General features: G+C 43.2%; 14 protein-coding genes. 3 read left to right on the forward strand and 11 right to left on the reverse strand.

What is annotated here, in order from left to right; translation table 11 throughout:
- Positions 1 to 132: 132 nt before the first annotated feature.
- The 10 genes from K6C05_RS09345 to K6C05_RS09390 all read right to left on the reverse strand — a co-directional run bounded on the left by K6C05_RS09345 (position 133) and on the right by K6C05_RS09390 (position 17,006).
- Positions 133 to 1,308, reverse strand: a complete 1,176-nt coding sequence (locus K6C05_RS09345; protein ID WP_296734005.1) for a type II secretion system F family protein — start codon at positions 1,306 to 1,308, stop codon at positions 133 to 135.
- Between the two features lie 14 nt (positions 1,309 to 1,322).
- A complete protein-coding gene (locus K6C05_RS09350) occupies positions 1,323 to 2,330 on the reverse strand; it encodes an ATPase, T2SS/T4P/T4SS family (protein WP_296734008.1) in 1,008 nt (335 codons plus the stop codon).
- Positions 2,331 to 2,348: 18 nt separating this feature from the next.
- A complete protein-coding gene (locus tag K6C05_RS09355) occupies positions 2,349 to 3,620 on the reverse strand; it encodes a GspE/PulE family protein (RefSeq protein ID WP_296734011.1) in 1,272 nt (423 codons plus the stop codon).
- 177 nt (positions 3,621 to 3,797) lie between these two features.
- Complete coding sequence (gene addA / locus K6C05_RS09360) at positions 3,798 to 7,589, reverse strand: helicase-exonuclease AddAB subunit AddA (RefSeq protein ID WP_296734014.1); 3,792 nt, start codon at positions 7,587 to 7,589, stop codon at positions 3,798 to 3,800.
- On the reverse strand, positions 7,552 to 11,121 hold the full coding sequence (addB, locus tag K6C05_RS09365; RefSeq protein ID WP_296734025.1) for a helicase-exonuclease AddAB subunit AddB: 3,570 nt from the start codon (positions 11,119 to 11,121) through the stop codon (positions 7,552 to 7,554). The genes addA and addB overlap by 38 nt, the downstream gene beginning before the upstream one ends.
- 281 nt (positions 11,122 to 11,402) lie before the next feature.
- Entirely contained in the window at positions 11,403 to 12,386 is a 984-nt protein-coding gene (locus K6C05_RS09370) for a phenylacetate--CoA ligase family protein (RefSeq protein WP_296734027.1), read from the reverse strand.
- Positions 12,387 to 12,407: 21 nt separating this feature from the next.
- Complete coding sequence (locus K6C05_RS09375) at positions 12,408 to 13,193, reverse strand: protein-glutamate O-methyltransferase CheR (RefSeq protein WP_296734028.1); 786 nt, start codon at positions 13,191 to 13,193, stop codon at positions 12,408 to 12,410.
- A 78-nt stretch (positions 13,194 to 13,271) separates the two neighbouring features.
- Positions 13,272 to 14,513, reverse strand: a complete 1,242-nt coding sequence (locus K6C05_RS09380) for a radical SAM protein (RefSeq protein WP_296734030.1) — start codon at positions 14,511 to 14,513, stop codon at positions 13,272 to 13,274.
- Positions 14,500 to 15,123, reverse strand: a complete 624-nt coding sequence (gene pth, locus K6C05_RS09385) for an aminoacyl-tRNA hydrolase (RefSeq protein ID WP_296734032.1) — start codon at positions 15,121 to 15,123, stop codon at positions 14,500 to 14,502. The genes K6C05_RS09380 and pth overlap by 14 nt, the downstream gene beginning before the upstream one ends.
- A 17-nt stretch (positions 15,124 to 15,140) precedes the next feature.
- Complete coding sequence (locus K6C05_RS09390; RefSeq protein ID WP_296734034.1) at positions 15,141 to 17,006, reverse strand: clostripain-related cysteine peptidase; 1,866 nt, start codon at positions 17,004 to 17,006, stop codon at positions 15,141 to 15,143.
- Between the two features lie 352 nt (positions 17,007 to 17,358).
- On the opposite strand from K6C05_RS09390, the gene lgt reads away from it, so the two are divergent.
- The 3 genes from lgt (at position 17,359) to K6C05_RS09405 (ending at position 19,748) form a co-directional block, all read left to right on the forward strand.
- Positions 17,359 to 18,168 (forward strand): prolipoprotein diacylglyceryl transferase, encoded by an 810-nt coding sequence (lgt, locus tag K6C05_RS09395; RefSeq protein ID WP_296734035.1) that lies wholly within the window; start codon positions 17,359 to 17,361, stop codon positions 18,166 to 18,168.
- A 102-nt stretch (positions 18,169 to 18,270) separates the two neighbouring features.
- Complete coding sequence (gene speD, locus K6C05_RS09400; RefSeq protein WP_296734037.1) at positions 18,271 to 18,741, forward strand: adenosylmethionine decarboxylase; 471 nt, start codon at positions 18,271 to 18,273, stop codon at positions 18,739 to 18,741.
- Positions 18,742 to 18,905: 164 nt separating this feature from the next.
- A complete protein-coding gene (locus K6C05_RS09405; protein ID WP_296734039.1) occupies positions 18,906 to 19,748 on the forward strand; it encodes a menaquinone biosynthesis protein in 843 nt (280 codons plus the stop codon).
- 230 nt (positions 19,749 to 19,978) lie between these two features.
- Here the strand turns inward: K6C05_RS09405 and K6C05_RS09410 are convergent, their stop codons facing one another.
- The gene (locus tag K6C05_RS09410) at positions 19,979 to 20,848 is read right to left on the reverse strand and encodes a DUF3298 and DUF4163 domain-containing protein (RefSeq protein WP_296734041.1); all 870 of its coding nucleotides are present in this window, start codon (positions 20,846 to 20,848) and stop codon (positions 19,979 to 19,981) included.
- Between the last annotated feature and the right edge of the window lie 232 nt (positions 20,849 to 21,080).

A 21,080-nucleotide genomic window follows, 5' to 3' on the forward strand; every position in this document is an offset into this window, starting at 1 on the left:
CCATTGTTCAAATTTTTCTTCTTTAGAAGAAAAATCTTCCAATTAGCGTTTCAACGAGCTGGGAGATATGCTCGCCAGCTGTTGTAGTTTGTTTTCCCCCACCTAAAGAGGAAGGGGACATCTTAAAGCTCGTTATAAATAGACACTCATCATTTCCAGCATGGGCCAGACAATTCCCAGGACAATAAATCCTATCAGTACACCTGTCACCAGCATCATAAAAGGCTCTGACATGGTTTGAATTATTTTAATCCGTTTATGTGCTTCTTCCCGACAATATCTCCCTGCATGCTGCAATATAATTGGCAATTCACCTGACATTTCACCGGATTCTATCATGCGTTGTATGATTATCGGGCAGGGTAACTCTGTCATACTGTCAGAAAATGCCGCTCCCCTGGTTATCTTTTCCCCTGCCAGCATGACCTGTCGCCGCAAAAATCCATTGGTACATGCGGCTGCAGCATTTTCCACTGCCCTATCAACTACAATGCCACTTTCAAGCATCATTGAAAGTACTCCGAAAAACATCGCCAGATCCTTCATGAGACATAACTTGCCTATGAAAGGCAGCTGCAGGATTTTTTTTGCTATCAGAATACTCCCCTTTTCATATCTTCCAAGCCCACTTAATAAACCTGAAATGATAAAAATCCCCAGTGCAGCCAAAGCTATATATTTCCCCTGCAGGGAACTGATAGCCATCAAGAAACGCGTAGGCCAGGGAAGCGTTACGGACATATCTCCAAACAATGCGAATATTGCAGGCAGCACCTGAAAAATTATAACGGCAATTGCCATCATACTGACCAATAAAAGAAAACATGGATATATCATTGCCAGCCTGAATTCCTTTTCAAACGCTTCTTTTTCGGTGAAATCATCTGCCAGCCGCGAAAATACCACATCAAGACATCCACCATTTTCGCCGGCCTCTATCATGGAAATTTCCTGATGACTACATAAGTCCTCCACAGCTCCCATTGCCTCCGTAAAAGATGCTCCGGCAGACAATCTCTTTCGTACAGGCAGCAGGCTGTTATGATGGTCGAGCAGCTCCAGTATTTCACCTATTGGTATACCTGCTTCCAGCAATAAAGCTGCCTGACGATAAAAGGTGCTTTTTGAAAAATGATTTCCCCTGATCACCTTCACCAATACACTGCTATTTACTTTCTCCTGCAGTCTTAATACAGTAATCCCCTGTTCGTTCAGGGCCATGTATGCAGCCATCCTGCTTTCAGCCCTGACCGTTCCTTCCCCTCTGCTGCCGCCATAATCCGCCCAAATATAGGTATATGTATTCATTGATTCACCTGCAATTACTGAATAAGCAAACCATCCTTCTGCAACAAATCCACTGCCATTGCCATAGTCTGCATTCCCTGTCCGGCTCCTGACTGCATAACTGACAATAGCTGCTCATATTTTCCACACCGAATAATATTTTTTACAGCATTATTTGAATGCAGAATTTCTGCCCCACAGTACTGTTGTCCCCCCCTGCCGCGAAACAAACGCTGGGTGCATATTCCCCGCAAGGAAGCAGCCAGCATGCTTCTTACTAAATTCTGTCTTGTAGCAGAAAACATGCTTACAAGGCGTTCCACTGTTTCAACTGCACCTCCTGTATGCATTGTGGCAATCACATAATGTCCGGAAGCTGCTGCACTAAGTGCGGCCTCACATGCACCTTCATCCCGAAGCTCAGCAATTACAATAATATCCGGATTTTCCCGCATGGCGCTTATTATCCCCTGCCGGTAATCAAGAAAATCCCGCCCTGCTTCCTGTTGGCTAAAAAGACATTTTCCCTTGGGGTACAGGTATTCTACAGGTTCCTCCAGAGTCAATATATGATATGCCACCATCCTGTTATATTCAGCCAGCATGGCTGCTACAGTGGTTGTCTTGCCTGCTCCGGTTGCACCGGTTATCAAAAGAAGCCCTTCTGTATAATTCATAAATTGTTTGACTGCACCGGCCTGCCCCAAACTATCCAGTGAAGGAATTTTTTCGGATAAAACCCTTATGGCAAAAGCCGTTTTTCCCAGTTTATGATATATATGTACCCTAAAGCGCTTATCTTGTAAGGACCATGGTAAATCAGCCTCTTTATTGCACAAAAAATTTTCCTGTGCCGCTTGGTCAGTCATGTCAGCAAAAATACTCCATATATCATCGCTATCAGGAACTGTACCGTTCAATTGAAGTAACATACCTTTTCTGCGATAAAATACCGGAGTATCCTCACTTATGAAAATATCAGATATCTCCCTGTCCGCGGCATGGCAAAGAAAATCCTTAAATTCCCCTTCACCAAATCCCATTACTATCACCTCTAATCTTTAACCATTGTCCAGCTTCATTATTTCCTCTATTTCCACCAACCCCTTAGTCGCTTTTAGGAAGCCATCCCTTTCCATGGTTATCATACCGCTATCGGCAATTGCCTTTTGCATTTCATCAGCATGGGGATCAGATCCGATACATTCCCTCAGTGCCCTGGAAAAACGGAGAATCTCATGTATAGCTATTCTTCCATCAATGCCTCTGCCACCGCATCTTTCACAACCATGCTTTCTATAAAGTATAAGTCCCTCATGGTAATCATCACCCAAAAAATCAGCAATCTCACTTTCAGGCTCCACAATATAGGACTTGCGACAATATTGACATAAGCGTGGTACCAGCCTCTGTGCTATTATTCCCCTTAGTGCCGCAGCAAGATAATATGGTTCAATTCCCATGTTAAGCAGCCTGTAAATAACCTTTACTGCCCTGGAGGTATGGATTGTTGCAAATACCAGATGTCCTGCCAGGGAGCTTTTTATAAGTATATTGGCAACATTGCTGTTGCGTACTTCACCAATGGCCAGTGCATCATAATCCTGCCGCAGGACAGCCTCCAGTGCCTCCTCAAAATCCAGTTTTATCTTGCTGTTGACCTGTATCTGATTAATTCCCTGCAGCCTGTATTCCACCGGATCTTCTATGGTAACTATGTTTTTTGCAGTATTATTCAATAAATATAATGCGGCATATAAGGCTGTTGTCTTGCCGGAATTAACCGGCCCTGCAAAAATAACTCCGCCAATCCCATCTCTGCAGAGATCCATAAAAACTTTTTCATTTTCCGGTGACAAGCCCAGACCGGTCACTTCCATAAAACGGCTGCCACGGTTCAGCAGCCTGAGAACAGCTTTTTCCCCTACTATAAGAGGAACAACAGAAATTCTGACATCAATTTCCTGCCCCTTATATTCATAGGAAAATCTCCCATCCTGTGGCAGTCTGGTTTCAGCAATATTCATCCTGCCCATGATTTTTATTCTGGAAATGATATGGCTATACAGCTCAGGATTAATATTCCTGAATACTATTTCAAGGAGTCCATTTATCCGGTATCTTACCCTGCCGCAGGTATTTCCGGGCTCGATATGAATATCACTGGCATCACGCAACAAGGCATCCTGCACCAGCTTATCAACCAACTCTACAACAGGCGACCCAACAGATCCCTTTATCCCCCGTTGTTCACGGTTAATACCGTTGCCGGTGCTCCTGTGAGCTGCCGAAAAGAGTTGCTCCAGGCCATCATTGTTATTTTTAAGTTCCATTGTCCTTTGCCTTTATTTTATTATAATATCCCCTTTATTTATTAATAATTTTATCATATTATACTAATTTTTCAAGGAATTCTTTTGTTTTTATTTAAAAATATTTTTTGTTGTTGTAAAAAGACCGAAAAAAAACACTCACCTGAAGGTGAGTGTTTCCTGATTACATAATCCTGCCTACATTGCAATTATACTGTTATCGTGTAGCATTACCAGATATCGTTCTGAAACCTTAACCTTTAATATATCTTCAACAGCTTCCGTATACAGCTTGATCTGAAGACCATATCGGTTCTTGACGCTTTCCGGCTCAGTATTACTGTCCGTTTTATAATCCACCAGGATATATTTGTCATCTCCTTCCCTGAACAGGACATCAATAACACCCTGACTGAAAATGAATTCTCCCTCCACATTTTCGTAATATCTATCAGCTGCCAACCCCCTGCTGAAAGGCAACTCACGCCAAAGCTCCTCTGCACCGGTCATTCGTTTCCCCAATTCTGTTTCAAAAAAAGCTGCAATTGATCTGACACTGACATATGGTACCTGTTCCTGCAAAATTATTTCATTCTCCGCCATTTTTGCCAGCTGTTTTTTTATGTTCCCAGTATCCAGATTGTCTGAGAGCACCAGATGCTGCATAACTGAATGCATCAGGGTACCATACTCGTTGCCCTTGAGAATGCGGCCACCGCTATCCTCCTGTATGAACATAGGTCGGCTAAAAATATATTCCCGATGCTGGGACTCAATCAGGCGACTTTCCTCCATGGACATATCCTGCTGTATTTCTTCAGCAAAATGGCGTTTAAGCTCTGAAACAGTTAGCTTGGCAGGCACCTCACGGGTTCCGCGGTAATCATACTCCAGTTGAAGAACCTCCGCCAATTTTTCCTGATTCATTTCCACCGGCATATCTTCCCCGGCCTGCACCGCCTGAATAAGATTATTATTCAATTCCTCTGCATCATGACTGCTGCCTATAGCAGCTGAATCTATTAGTTCAACCTTCCAGTGCGACTCCCGCCCCACGGCATCGGGAATATCCTTGCAGGATTTTCCATTATTGGAAACCTCCACCAAGGGCTGTCCATCAGGGTGATGGGCAACCGCTCTTGCCACCCAGTCAGCATAGGAATTTACTGACAAGAGGGTATGAACCGGCATGACCTGTCCAGTTTTATCGATATCCTCACACCATTTATCAACCATTGTCTGGATATTTTTACATCGGCCAACCATAATAAGCTTTTCCCTTGCCCGCGTCATAGCTACATAAAGTACACGAAGCTCTTCTGCCTGAAGTTCACGCCTCATTTTTGCCCTTATGGCCTGCCTGGAAAATATATCATATTTTGTCCTGAACTGCGGATCTACATATTGTATGCCTATACCAAGCTTTTTATGGACCAGTACATCCTTTTTAAGGTCCTGGTCATTGAAGCCCTTACACATGTCAGCAATGGCCACCACCGGAAACTCAAGTCCTTTGCTCTTATGTATGGTCATTACCCTTACCACATCCTCCCCTTCACCAAGGGTGCGGGCCATGGACAGATCAGTTTCCATCTCCGTCATACGCTGAATAAATCTCAGGAAGCGGAAAAGTCCCTGATAATCTGTAGTCTGGAACTCCTGTGCACGGGTCACCAGCATACGGAGATTAGCCTGACGAAGGACACCTCCTCTCAGGCTACCAACATAATCATAGTATCCGGTATCCCTGAATATCTGCCAGATAAGCTGCGGTACACTTAAGTACCTGGTCATCTGGCGCCATGAGCTCAGCTGCTTCAAAAATTTATCTATCTTGACCTTGATTGAACCATCCAAATCAGCTTCAGGGGTATTGGCCGCCAAAAGTGCTGCATATAAATCTCCATCCCTGTCCACCAGCCTGAGTCTGGCCAAAGCCTCAGTACTTAGCCCTACAACAGGTGAAAACAATACTGCTGCCAAATATATATCCTGCTGAGAATTATCTATTACTGAAAGCAGGGAATACATAGTCTGTATTTCAGTGGTTTTAAAAAAACCATCTTTAACATTGACATATACAGGTATTCCGTTTTGCTGGAAAACCTCCTGTATAACATCAGCCTTGTTGCTGGTAGCCCTGAGGAGTACAACCATATCCCGCCATGTAACCGGACGATATCCATCGTTTTCCTTAAAATCCTTGTCAAAGATCAATTTTCCACTTTTTTTGATCTCACAAAAACGGTTGGCGATATACTGAGCCTCCAGCTCAAATCCCACCAAATCTTCTTCATCCGAAGCATCTGACTTTGACTCTTCCCGGTGATTATCACTACCATCCTGGTTTTCCATATTAATCAAGGCAAATTCCACATTGTCACTAAACAGTTTTTCTTTTTCCAGCTCCTTATAGCCGTATGGATCACCCTCATTCAGCATGGCCCGTTCATCATATTCGATTTCATTGGGATTGGGAGTCATTACCTGGGCAAACACATAATTAATTGCAGACAGTATTTCCCGACGGCTCCGGAAATTTCTTCCCAGGGTAATCAGCTCACCCCTTTCATTATCACGCCTGCCATATTCAGTATATTTTTTTAGGAAAACCCCTGGCTCTGATGACCGGAATCCGTATATGCTTTGCTTTACATCCCCAACAGTGAAGGTATTGGCATTATTATCACCTGAAATAAGGGCCACAATAAATTCTTGAAGCTCATTAGTATCCTGATATTCATCCACCATGATCTCCTGATATTTATCCCTAAGGTTTAAAGCCACCTCTGAAGGTTTAAGCTGGCCAGGGGCTGCATCCTGTGCATTCAGTATATTCAGCGCAAAATGTTCCACATCATTAAAATCCGCTATATTTTTCTGGTGCTTGGCCTGACTGTACTCCTGGGCAAAATCCTTTACCATCTTAATAATACAGGCTATATCACCACCGGCTGCATTAAGCTCCTTTAACAGCACATCCTCATCAGCCTGAAGGAATGCTTTTATCTGTTCCTTCAGTTTTTTCAGCTTATCTGCCACCTGCTTGAATTCCTGTTTTACATCAACCTCCATACCAGTCAGTTTGCCTGGCAGTGACGGTATCTTAAGATTGACCAATGCCTCATAGGGGGTAGGCATTCCACCATTAAGGCCATTTTCCAGAGCACTCCACAGCGTATCATAGGCTTCAATGATTGTATTGAACTTATCCCTGACCTTTGGTGTGCCAAACCCCTCCACAATATCCTTCAGCTCTGCTATATACTCTTTTCCCGGAGCAAACCGGCAGCTTATCTCTTCATGGATAACAGGCCACCATTTGGTTGCCCTGATAGAACTTATATGTCCATCAGCTGATTTATAATCCTGTTCCAGCTGGGTAAGCCATAAATCAGGAAATGGCTGATTTCTTGATTTGTCATAAATTTCCAAAATGATATCATAGAGTTTTGAGTCTCCCCTGTCAGTCCCGTATTTGTCGGCAAAGCCCTCCAGAGCGGCATCCCCTTCCCTGTATTTATCCTCGAACATGGTATCAAGAACATCCTGCTGAAGAATTGCCAATTCATTTTGGCTGGCTATACGAAACTGCGGATCTATGTCAATAACATTAAAATTGTTTCTTACCAATGACTGACAAAATGAATCAATGGTGCAAATAGATGCCCCTGCCAGCAATATCATCTGCCGTTCCAGTCTCCGTATCATCGCCTTATCTGCATCAGGATTATCCAATTCATTGGCGATAGCTTCCTGCAGTCTTTTTTCAATACGCTGCTTCATTTCCTCAGCAGCCGCCTTGGTAAAGGTGACCACCAAAAGCTTGTCCACCTCCCAGGAATCCTGCTCACCAGATGGATTCCTCAATAAGTGGGAAACTATACGCTCGACCAACACGGCAGTTTTTCCGGAGCCTGCCGCTGCAGATACCAGTATATTTTTATCATCATTATTTATTGCCAGCTTCTGTTCCTTTGACCACTCCATTATCTTCCCTCCTCTCCTTTCCATTATCTGATTTGTCATCCTTATTTTCACCGGCCTGGTCCATAATCTCCATCATCAACTCATCATCCTTACCGGTAATATTACGATACTCATATCCTGGCAGTCTGGCATCAAAGCCACATATCGGATGAAATTTGCAGTATTGGCATGGTGTCGTCTTATTCTTTTTCTTATATGGTCTGATATCTATCCTTCCGTCCATGATATGCCCACCGGTTTCCCTTAATATGTGTTCCATATAGGTCATCAGTGCAGTAAATTCCTGCTCACTTTTCAGTTTATCCATATCCTGACTGTGAACAAACTTCTTGGTAGGTCTTATAGGCAAAAATCTGTTGTCCTTATCTTCCCCAAAGGTACTATCCAGCTGCTCTATAATATCCCGGCTGTCCAATATCCAACCACTTAATCTCAATTCTTTGTCCATCGCCTTACGGATAGTCTCCGGATCATGACTGTGATTTGCCATGGGTAGAACAGGCCTCTTTAAAAAACAATATAGCATGCCTGCCGGCAATACCGGTTTACCTGTATGCTCCACCATAATCCGGTTTGCAACAAGAAGATAAGTCAGCAATTGCAGCTTGAGCCCATAATATACCCCTGCAACATCAATTCCGGCAGATCCTGTTTTATAGTCTATTACCAGGAAATGGCTTCCCGCCTCATTGACATCAATGCGGTCAATCTGGCCTGTGAGTTCCAGCCGCAATCCATCCCCAAGATCATAGGACGGAGTGAAATTATCCCTGTCATGCATTGGATTTCCGAAGGATTTCTCAAAGAATTCCGGAGAAAAGCTGCTGGCACCATCAAGCTCCGCCAGATGCCCCAGGACAAATCTTGCCGTATCTTTAATGCGGGCAAGCTGGGACTCAAGCTGTTTTGTTGAATACATTATTTCATTGTTGATTCGCGGTGCCAATTTATCCATCAGCCTATCGCAAAGCTCATTTCGTTCTTCTTCCGGAATATCATGCCAATGCCTTTTCTCTTTTTTCAGCAGCTCGCCAAATTCCTTCAGCATAGCGTGCATCAAAGTACCGAATTCCGGATGTCCAAAGCGTGTTACCTTGCGCTCCTTTAAATGCAGTCCGTGTTCCATAAAATATTGGAACGGACAGCTGTTATACCTCTCAAATTTAGTAACCGACCCACGAAGTATTTTGCGTGGAGCATATAATCTCCAGGCTATATCCCGTGGCAATCTGTGAAGCTTTGGATCGATAAACAGACCTTTCCGCACCAGTTCCACAATGCTTCCCACTTCCCCATCGTGAAGCAGATAATTATAAATCTTTTGCCACAGCTCAGGGATATCCCCCTCATCACGCAGGCTTCCCAGAGCAATAGCCAAATAGGACAGGGCCTGTCTTTTTTTCGCCAGCATTGTCAGCTGGTCCTCCTGGGAAAACTCATGAATCCAATCCAAAGGAATACTCCTGATATTCTTTTTAGGCAACATAGCCCTTATTTTTCTGGTAATCTCTGCACCGGTCATGGCATCTCCGGATGGAGCTGACAGGGAATAGGATACCCACATGTATTCCCTGGCCTGGGTAAAAGCCTTGTATATAAGATAGTTCTCATTAAAGCTGGCGTCTTCACCAATCAGTGACAGTTCGATAACATTCTGCTGATTGATGTGCATGCGGTCTGCATCTGATAATACGGCACTTTCAACGGCCCGCCCCGGCATAACACCGGCATTGGCTCCCAAAATATATACCGCCTTTATATTATCCAGGGCATTTTTATCAAAGGATGCTATATTGACATAATCCAGTCCAGGTGGTATAAGGGCCATTTCCAATGAAGACAGTCCCTCTTCCAGAAGGCTGCCAAGTTCACGGATTGTCATTTTGGTCTCACCGCATACCTCCACCAGCTGATCCAACATCTCCATCACATCATTCCATACCTGTTGATGCTCACGGGCCAAATCCAGTATACCTTCCCGTTCTGCCTGATCTGCCCAATTCTGCAGTGTCTCAGGCACCTTCATATCCGTTAGGAAAACATATAGTGCCCGAATCATATCCCTGGTATTTTCGCTGTTCTTCAGGTTATCCTGCAAAATGCCCAGGGGAGCTGATACCAGTCTGCGAAGTTGATCGGCTTCTCCTGCCCTTTTTTGCTGCTGTTCACTGACAGACTCCTCCTCAGAATCAATACTGTACCGGGAAGAAAAAGTCCAAGGCTCTTCCCGTCGCCATACAGCCTTGCCCTTTAATGAAAACTCCAGACAGTAGTTTTCCAGCAAATCTATCTGCTGAAAGGTCAATGGGAAAAATCCTGTTTTTACACAACAAAAAATATTGTCATAGCTCCATCCACCTGCAACAGCAATTGCAGACCTGACTAATTCTGCCACCGGATGATTTGCACACTGACGCTTTTTATCACTGAAAAATGGAATATCATAGTCTCTGAAAACGAATGCCAATAAATCACTATATGAGGCTTCGTCTCTAATAAGAACACCGATATCACGCCACCGATAGCCTTTTTTTCTGACCAGGCCAATAATATCTGCAGCTGCTGCCTCAACCTCCAGCCTGCATGTGGCAGCTTCTGCCAAAAACAGATCCTTGGCAGCTTCCACTGGCTCCGGTCTTCTTTTATCAAAGCCTGCCTCCAAAGCCTGAAGAACAGGATTTATAAATCTGACACCTTGGGAAAAATGCCTGTATTCTACCTGAACACTACATTTTTCCGCCAGATGCAAAAGTCTGTTACGGGTATTATAGCCCCTATTAAAGATACCGGATTCTTCCTGGTTGGCCCATTGACCTGTCGCCGTTTCCATATCATCCATATTGAAGGTAACATGTATATTGGCGGCATATTGCATCAGTCCTTCAATGACTCTCAGCTCCAAAGGATTGAAAAACAAAAAGCCATCCAACCAGATATCAGCCCCTGCCACAGTTTTTGACAGAGGTAATTTATCGGAAAGTATGCTCATTATTTCCTTGCCGTCGGTATAACTGTTGGATAAAGCATTATTATAATCACCATATAGAATCGAAAGGTCTGTTAATTTATTCTGCAATCTGGTGTCTGCAACACCATCAGCTGCCTTTGACAAAAGCTCCGGAGTAATCTCATAGCCCTTGAATTCATTTATGATATTGCTCAGCACCGCAGAAAAACCTCTCTGGCGGGCCGCCCGTCCAAACACCTTCAATTCCTTTCCCCGCCTGTCCAAAATCTGCTTCAGCATAAGATTGCGGCCCATGTCGGTTACCCCTGGTTTTAAGGCTCCACCAATTTCCTGCAGTATCTGGTAAGCAAATCTTTTAAAGCCGTATACCTGACACCGCATATATCCCCGGCCATATTCAGACAACATTTCTGCAAGTTTTCGTTCAACCTTATATGTCATATGCTCCGGCAATAAAAGAATAATTGCCGGCCCCATGGGATTTTCAATCAACTGTCTGCATATCTGCTGCAGACAATACTCAGTTTTCCCACTGCCGGCACGCCCTGTGATGATTTCCAACATACAACTCTCCTCCATTATGCAGTAAACAAGACATCCTTGGACTAGTTATGTTTTCACTATTTAATTATACCCAAATGGATAAAATTCCCCAACCATTTTGTAGTTATTAGCGTATAATGGCTATTTTTTTGACCAAATAAAGTTTTAATAAAAACTGTTAAATCGGACAAAAAGATTCGTCAAAAGATTGTTACATATATGTTTGAGTATCCATATAGGGCATTACTAAAAAAAATACCCCTTTTACCACTTATAGCGATAAAAGGAGTACAAATAAAAAACTATGCAAATGTTCCTTCATATTCCGTTGGAGCAACTACCCGAATAAAGCTCCTGCCACATTCACATTCACCGTCCAGTCGCAGCACTGCCTGGCCGGTACGGAGCCTGAAAATAGGCATTGCCTCTGAAGTAAGTGTAGTAATCACCAGCTCACCTACCCGCTGTGGCTCAGTTATCACCTTTTCAGCACCGAATTCAACAATCTCCGGATAAAAATAATCCTCATTGATATGAAAGCCCTTACCGATTCTGCACTGGTACATAATACCGGCACAGCCCAGGCAGGAGGAATTATACACCGTCTTCGTATTCACATTCATACGGCGGTCAATATAAGCACGCATAGGGTTATACAGGGTTTCCTCCAAACAGATAACTGATGGAACATACAGATCCTGGGCATTATCCCCATTTGCCTGCAATTTGACTATAAGCTGTGTTATTAGCCTAAAATCACTAATCAGTACATCAACATGACATTTAGTCATCAATTCAATGATATTGTCCATATTGCTGCCCATTAGCATTACAGATGCCCCTAATCCTTCAAGAGCATACTGAACATCCATCAGGCGGCTGTCTGAGGCTTCCCCCAAAAGGCCAACCACAGTGGTTTCATTGATGCCATATGCCACCAGGACTCTGGTCATCATTTCCATCTGGCGGGCAACATCTCCACTCGTATACATCTTGATAAGAGTATTACCCTCGCCCTGACGGGATATCCTCAAAACACCACTTAGCGGCAAGGTCAGTAAATCATAAATTGAGGTCTCCAGTAATTTACTGCGTTCCATATAAGGAATCTTTTGTATATCAGCCAAGCTCCTGAACTCATCAGGCACAACCCCCGCCTTATCAAAGAGATCATGATAAAACGCACTTTTTTCGTAAGCCCACCTGACCTGCTTCTGAAGCCGTGAAAACTGAAGCTCCTCCAAAGCCTCATGGCTCATGCTCTCAATATTTTGGTTTGCAATCATTTTCAGTCTCCCCGACAGAACTTACACCAGCGGCTTCTGATAGAAGAACGGCTGGAAGCTGGTATAACCGAGTTTACGGAAATTAAGAATGGCCTCAGTAGCTCCAACAAAAAGTATACCACCTGGCTTCAAGGCCTTGAAGAAGTTGGCATAAAGCTGGTCCTTTGCTTCTTCAGTAAAATATATTACAACATTACGGCAGAGAATCAGGTCAAAGCCCTGCTCAAAATCATCCTTGAGCAGATTATGGCGCTTGAATTCAATGCAGTCCTTAATTTCCTGAGTTACTGCATAAGTATCCCCTGTCACCGTGAAATACTTCTTTTTTCGGTTTTCATCCATGGCCTTGAGCTCATTGATACTGTATTCACCGCGGCGCGCCTTGGCGAGAATCTCAATATCCAAATCAGTAGCCAAAATACGATGACGGGTATTTGGTGTCAATGTTTTCATGATCATAGCCAATGAATAAGGCTCTGCACCGATTGAACAACCGGCGCTCCAAATATTCAGCTTGCTGCTGCGGGTAAGGAGATCAGGAATAACATCCGTTTCCAGCTTGGCAAATTTATCTGGCGTACGGAAAAACTCTGATACATTTATGGTCAGATATTCGATAAAAGCAGCAAAATCATCCTTGTCCTGAACAACCTTGTCAAAATAGCCTGAATATGTCTCATAACCATGCCTTTTAGCCAAATTAAGGATACGGCGTTGCATCTGTGGTGCCTTATACAAATCCAGGTCTATTTCAGTTTTTTTCTTCAGTTTTGCTTTGAATTCTTCCCAATCCTGTTCTACAGTCATAAATAACCCCTCCAAACTTTTGTGTCTATATTAATTAATATTCAACTTAAACAGAAAAAATCCTTTTATTTTATACCATTATTCTATGTAGTGACTAAAACTGCCAATTTCCATCTGTGGGAACTCTTTTTTCAGTTCCCTTAAAAATCTTCTGGTGCCAACATATCCTGTTTGTGCCTCAGGCATTACAGCCAAAAAAGCATCGGGATCTATGTTCAGATTTCTCACCTGTATCATCTGGACCGGCAATTCCTTAAAGAAATCCTTCCAGGCATCAAGCTCATCATGTCTGTCATTAAACCCAGGAAAATAAAGCATATTCAGGGATACATATATACCTTTTTTCAGTGCGTAATCAATAGAAGCCTTAACATCCTCCAGCCTGTAATTACTCCTGTAATAGGCATCATAGCTTTCCGGTATTGCACTGATTATGCTTACCCGCATGGTATCAAGTCCTGCATCCACAATCCTCCTGATTCCCTCGGTATAACCGGCATTAGTATTGATATTAATCTGGCCCTTGGTGGTTTTTTCCCGTATCAGCCTTATCCCAGCCGCTATATTATCTGCTGCCAGGGACGGTTCTCCCTCACAGCCCTGACCAAAGCTGATGATTCCCTCAGGGGCATTATCAAGATGATATATTCCCACCTCTGCAATCTGCTCCGGAGTAGGTCTGAATTTTATCCTGCTCTGGGGTGACGGACAGCACTCTGCCGGCTGAAGGGAAATACAGCCAAAACAATTTGCATTACAAACCGGCGATGTAGGTATGCCACATTCCCAACGGCGATAAAATAAATTTTCTGCTGTACAGCAGTGCCACTCAAGGGAACAATTAGCCAAATGGGCAATCAACGGATTATCAGGCAAATCCTTTTTAACCCTTTTGATCAGCTGCTTAAGATTTTTTGTATTATAGTGTTCCGGATCCCATTTATGGTTTTCATCAGTGTAAACCGCTGCAGCATACAACTGATCCTTATATACACAAACTGCAGTATAGCCATACAGCGGCAGTCTGGATACTCCCTCGTCCATTGAAAATGCCGGAAGCATGGTACGGGTATACCCTGCCGGTAATATTGCCGAAACAGCATTACCTGTTAACGGAAGTACTTCTCCATCCGGAGTCATTCCCAATGCCTGCCTGTCAGGCAGAAAAATCAAATCAGCACTTTCAGGAAGCGGAATCAGATCATCAGGAGTCAAAAGTCTTGTATCTTTTCCCTCCCGCCCCATGGCCAAAATGCCAGGGGCATCAAATATTTCACCATTTTCATCGGCATATAAGGCAATAATATCAGGCTTTTTCATCGTCCGTAGACGCCTCCTCTGTGTCCTTTACCTTCTTTTTTTTGGCCTTTTTAGGATTATACTGGTTCATGGCCTTGTCAATATCCTCTGTTATGATACATTCCACTGCCGGAAGCAGATAATTGATGGAATCCCTGATTTTTTCAGCATCTTCCTCAGAAAATGCTGCCAATACATAATCCACCACACTCCATCCCGGCAATGGCCGGCCTATACCAATTCTTACCCTGCCGAAATTCTCATCTCCCACATGGGCAATAATTGATTTTATGCCATTATGGCCCCCGGCACTGCCCTTCTTGCGTATGCGCACTGTCCCTGCCGGAATATCCATATCATCATGGACCACCACCAGGTCATCAGGTTCCAGCTTGTACCAGCGCATTAACGGACCTATGCATTCACCGCTGTTATTCATATAGGTCATGGGCTTTACCAACAACACCTTTTCACTGCCTATTCTTCCCTCGGCAACCATTCCATTCTCCCTGGCCTTCCAGTTGTCAATATCCAGATTTTTGGCCAGAGCATCCACAAACATCCAACCCACATTATGACGGGATTTAGCGTATTCATTTCCCGGATTACCTAATCCGGCAATTATTTTCATTGTTATAAAACACTCCTTTATTCCTCATCTGTCATGAGAAAAATCTCTCCATCCTGAACGCTGAAAAATGCTACATCTGAAAACCTGCATTCATTTTGCGGTGTCACAAACTCAAAGGCAAACGCATACTTGCCATCCCCCATTGGCACATCCTTCAGCTCGAAATTATCGCTTAAATTAAATTTTGCACCCTCTATTTCATTAATGTCGCCACCGTCAACAGTAGCATAATGCAGGGTGACTATCTCATCTCCCGCCTTGAGCTTGATAAGGTCCTTAATAGCGACATTATTTACCTCTTCACGGGTAGCCCCCAAAATCTTATAGCTGTTTTGCTTAAAATCATACACAGCCTTCAGGCAGCATGGCATCCCATTTAATTTTATGGGAATGGCATATATATTGTAATCATCGGTAACCTCCACTACATCCTGATATACCAGGTAACCATCCAGGGCAGCCCAGGTACCGGCAAAATTGTCCTTGAATATTCCATTTTCCCAATCAGCAATCAGATTGTTATCATCCCCGAGAATATATATGGTATGGTCGTCATCAGCTATACCCAGCATAACCCTGACCTCACTTATACAATTCATCATTTCAGGAGTCAGCTGTGCAACTGCCCAGCCATCCTCATTCAGCAGCTGTACATCCTCCAGCCCCTGAAGCTGAACCGCATCCGTTACCAGCATCTTTGAATATAAGTCCTTAAATACCGGGCTGGCACTGTTGATTCCTGTGAAGATATCATAGTATTCCTTTTTGCCGCTAAAAGGATAATATCCTGAGAGTCCCATACCCTTGGACCTGTATTGGCCATTCACCTTATATAGGACAGCATTGTTGACCTCTGTCAGCAACCGGTTGCTTGATGCTGGTAAAAGGTCTCTGGTGGCCAAAGCCATCCCGCCAAGATCAATGAGATCGTAATACCCCTGATGGCTCGTATTACCGCCATAATTTTCCACAGTGGAACAGGCCCTGGCGAAACTGGTGAAAAACTCACTGCTGCCGGTTTTCATTAACGCTTCCTGACCAAAATTATCATAAGCTTCGTACAACTGTGGCATCCTGCCTATATCTATCAGGGCCAAGGTTGCCATATCTGCCGCATCTGCAGCCTGACAGCCTTCAATATATGAATCACAGATTATTTTGCCCAAAGGCACGCTCTCAATATCTGGATTATTAGCCAGAGTATTGACTATTTCAGTATAATTCCAGCCTGTTCCCGGTTCAACCTCCTCTGAGGCGACCATATATTTAGCAATCCCCTGCAATGCACATCCTGTTTCCACCGTACTCATCAGGCAGGCGTCAAATCCGATTATGTCAAAGGGTGGCTTTTGGACATTATTCCCGTACACTTCCGTAAAAGCCTCTTTGATATCATTCAGGGACAATGATTTTTGAGTCCGTTCATCATAGGCTACTCCACCCAGGGTTCCGCCACCATGATCCCAAAACACAAACATCTTATGCTCCGCAGGATGCTTTGTGGTCAGCTGGAGAAAATCCTTAAGCACTTCCTTGTCTCCCATATTTCCATCAGGGAGCTTTTCATATTCAATCAACCCACTGGAGCAATATACATATCTGCTTATTGTCCCAGCTTCAAAAACATTATTTTGCCATACATTGGATCCACCGGCCTCAATTACAATTTCCACATCATCAGGCAATTTCCCCTGAATCATTTCCAGTATATCATCAGTTGCGGCACCATGAAGAGATTCCAGGTCAGAGCCACATAAATACCAATATACTGTCCACTTATTCATTGTATCCTGCTGTTCCGCTGCAGATATCTGCCCACAGGAAAAAAGTGTCACCAAAATAACTGTCACAACGATACGAACTAAAGCAAAAATCCGGAGCACCTTGCATTTCTCCTTCCCAAATTAACATACAACAAACATATTTCGAGACAAAAAGTCCCCTAACGGCTTTATCCTGACAGGATCAGCTTTTATCTCACAGGCCTACCAAATGTCCATGACCACATATCTTCCTGCTCACGGTCAGCAATCCTGACAAATGCTAATAACAGACAAATAAATTATATTGTATTAGGTATTGGAAATCAAACACAAACCTGCTCCGAGGATATCACAACAGGCTGCAGGGCCAATGTCCCGTTACTCCCCCATAAATATATTTTCTTCTGAAGGAGAAAAATTTGAACAATGGCGTTATAATATACTTATTACTTTTTAATAGTCGGAGGATATTATGCATCAATTTCTTTTTTACATAGGGGATTTTCCCATCAGGGCATATGGTCTGGTGCTGAGTCTCAGCATCATTCTGGCAGCCGGGGTAGGCTATTTCCTGGCCAAACAGGACGGCAGATACCATGAACATGTAGTCGATTTAGGTATTTATTGTGGTCTCAGCGGTCTTCTTGGTGCCAGATTATGGGATGTATTCTTTTTCGATTGGTCCTACTACCAAAATCACCTCAGTGAAATTCTCTTTGTCTGGCAGGGAGGCATGGCCATCCAGGGTGGTGTATTCCTGGGAGTATTGGTTGGCATTATTTATTGTCGCCGCCATAAAATCGACATACTTGCCATGATGGACATTGCTGCGCCTGCCATTATATTTGGACAGGGTCTTGGCAGATGTGCCAATCTCCTGAATGGAGATGCCTTTGGTGCCCCTACCGGAGGGAACTTTGGTATTCTTTATCCCACTACGACCCTTGCCTATCACACCTATGGCAGTCAGCCACTTTGGCCGGCTGAGATATGGGAAGGACAGCTGGACTTTGTAATTTTTGCTGTTCTGCTTATTTTCCGCTCAATGCCCCATATTAAAGGACAGGCCTTTGCCCTATATGTGATGCTTTATGCCATGGCAAGGTTTTTCCTTGAATATCTTAGGGGAGATTATACCAATTTAATTTTTGGGCTGTTTAAATCAGCACAGCTTACCAGTCTTATTGCCTTTTCCCTGGCCCTGATCTGTTTTATTGGTTTATATTTTCACCAGCACTTCAACGTGAAAAATAAAGGGCATCAACGAAAAACGAACCCTTAAGGTGATAAATTCATACTTTATTTAAGTCTTTAATTCCTTTACTAAAATAAGTGTTTATTGTATAATTATTAGCATAAATAAACACTTGGAAGGGGGATATTATTGAATATTATTGCGCGTCACATTACTGTGGACATGTATAAATGCAAAAATTCATGCTTTGATGATATGTATGCCTTACAGACAACTATAAAATCAATGCTGATGGAAAGCAATCTGGAGATTCTCTCTTCCACCAGTCAGATGATGCCAGATGAGCACATTGCCATCGTATTGCTTTTCAATGAAGGACATATCACAGTTCATGCCTTCCCTGAACTGCAGTATGTTTCTGCTGATGCCTTTCTGTGTGAAGAGAACGCTGCTCCTGAACAGGTATTCAGTTCTATCAAGAAATTATTCAAGCCTGAAAAAACCAAGACCACCATATTAAAACGGGGTGATTTTGGAAAAAATACTGACATGAAGCCAAAGACAAAAACCAAGGTGGCTCCTCTCAGACGCATTCATAATACAGGCAGCAAGGTAATAAAAATGTTGGCAAAATCCAAGGAAGACAACAAAAACGAATAATATAAAACTCCTGCTTTATCAAATAACCTTTAAAGCAGGAGTTTTTTGCGTCCACCAAACATGTATACATTACACATTCAGCAAAGGACTAAACAAATTCCTTATTTCTTTGTATAATATCATATGTTTGATTTATTAATCCAAAATTGACATAGGAGAATATTATGGAAAAACCACGCCTGGGACATATTCATTTTCTCAATGTCCTGCCCTTGACATACAGCCTCACACAATGTGGCTTCGACGAAGGCATTGACATAAAAAGGGGTGTCCCTTCTGTTATGAATAATGATCTAATAAATAACCGCCTGGATGCCAGTGAAGTATCATCAATTATATATGCAAAAAATGATGACAAGCTGCTGATCTTACCTGACCTCTGTGTCCGGGCTGACGGCCCAGTCCGCAGCATAATCATGGTTTCCCGCAAGCCAATTTATGACATCAACGAAGACAAGATCATCCTTACAGCTCAATCAGCTACATCCCATACCTTTGCAAAAATCATATTGCATAAAGCCTATGATGCCAATCCCATCTATTATACCCGCCATATATCACCGGAAAATCCTGTTCCTGAGGATGCCACTGCCGCACTGCTGATTGGTGACGATGCCCTTAATGTATACCATCATCAGGACAAGGAGCACTTTTATTATTATGATATGGGGATTGAGTGGAAGAAACTGACAGGAAGATGTATGGTATATGCTGTATGGACTGTTCACAAGGATTTTGCCGAAAAGCATCCTGACCAGCTGCAGCTCCTGTATGATCGCCTGTACGCCGCCATGCATTACGGAATTGCTCACAAAAAGGAAGCAATTAATTCCATATTGGACACAAAGCCTTTGACCTTTAACCAGCTCAACGAATATCTCAATGTAATAAAATGGAATCTCACAGAAGAATATCTGGATAATCTCTCTGTGTTCTACAAATACGCATACGAAATGGGCTTAATAACCCATATACCACGCCTAAAAATGGCAAAGGTAAATATTTAACAGGTCTTTGACAACATAAATACCCCAAGGCAGTATGGCCCCGTCAGTAAACCTCTGAGGCAGATACTCCCTTTTCCTGCCGTTGCCCTAAACAACATCCATAACTTCTGACATACAAAAGTGCAGCTATCAGAATGTAGTGACACATAATCAGTAACCCCCGTTACGACCATTTATGTCCATTACCTTATCTTCTGATACCTGCACTTTTTCGTTTTAATGCCTACAGCCTACCCCCTTGGCCTGTTGCCATAAAAAATATATTTAGGATTGCAAATATTAAAATATTCCGCCTGTGGAATATCAATCTCAAAGGTTCCATAGGCATATATTCCCATAGCATAACTTCCGAACAATACCTTCATTCCATCCGCTGTAAGGGCAAACTGCAAATTCTGATCATCTATCAACTTCTGTATATTGTTTACCAGTGTGATCCTGTCCATAGGAATATGACGGTCTAAAATTTCCTTTTCAGTTTCCTTGGCCACGATTTCCGCAAAACCATCCGTTGTTTTCAAAACATCCTGCAGCTTCAGTCTTTTACCGGACTCGCTGTCTATAACCACCCCTTTATAATAGGTGACCGGATGTGCTCCGCCAAGAAATACATATTCAGTCCCTACACAGCTGAATACGGTACTGTCAGCCCGTTGTCCACTATAGGTCAGCTCATAGGCAAAGGGAACATTCTCCTGATACATCCCATTGTCCTTGCCATGTTTATACAGTTCCTGCAAATCAGGTTGCCATGAAACCAGCTTATTCAGCATGTTCTGATGATTTTCCTCAGTCAATTTCTCCAGTGCTGCCTGGAGCACCGGATATTTCCCGATTTCCTCAGGTGCAAGTGTGACACTGTAGGTCTGGGCATCCATCAGCAATTTTCCGTCAACATACGAATGAATCCTCTCATTAATTATGCCGGAATTATATGCTATAACCTTGCTGTATGGAATCCCTCCGGGCGTCCCCTGCTCAGCTTCCCTGCCTTCTTCACAGGCAATGGCTGTATTAATCAGAAAATCATCCCCAACTGAAGGAAGCACCACCCCCATTGCCAGTGCCATTACCCCTATTGCCATTGTCTTTTTCATCATAAACCCCTCCCTTAACTGTCCTTGATTTCAGGACTTATTTTCTGCCTACATATTATATGAAAGTCATCCACTTGACCACTTAAAATTTAATTAAAAGTTCTTTAAGCCAACCTTAAAATTGTCCTGCATAATACCGGGAAATTACCACATATGCCGGAAAGCTGCCGGCTTTAGCCTTGGGAAGCGGGGCAACATTCCAATAAAGCATGAATAATTATCTCTGGCTGTTACT

The organism is Anaerovibrio sp., assembly GCF_024697385.1.
In the GTDB taxonomy this organism is placed as follows: Bacteria; Bacillota; Negativicutes; order Selenomonadales; family Selenomonadaceae; genus Anaerovibrio.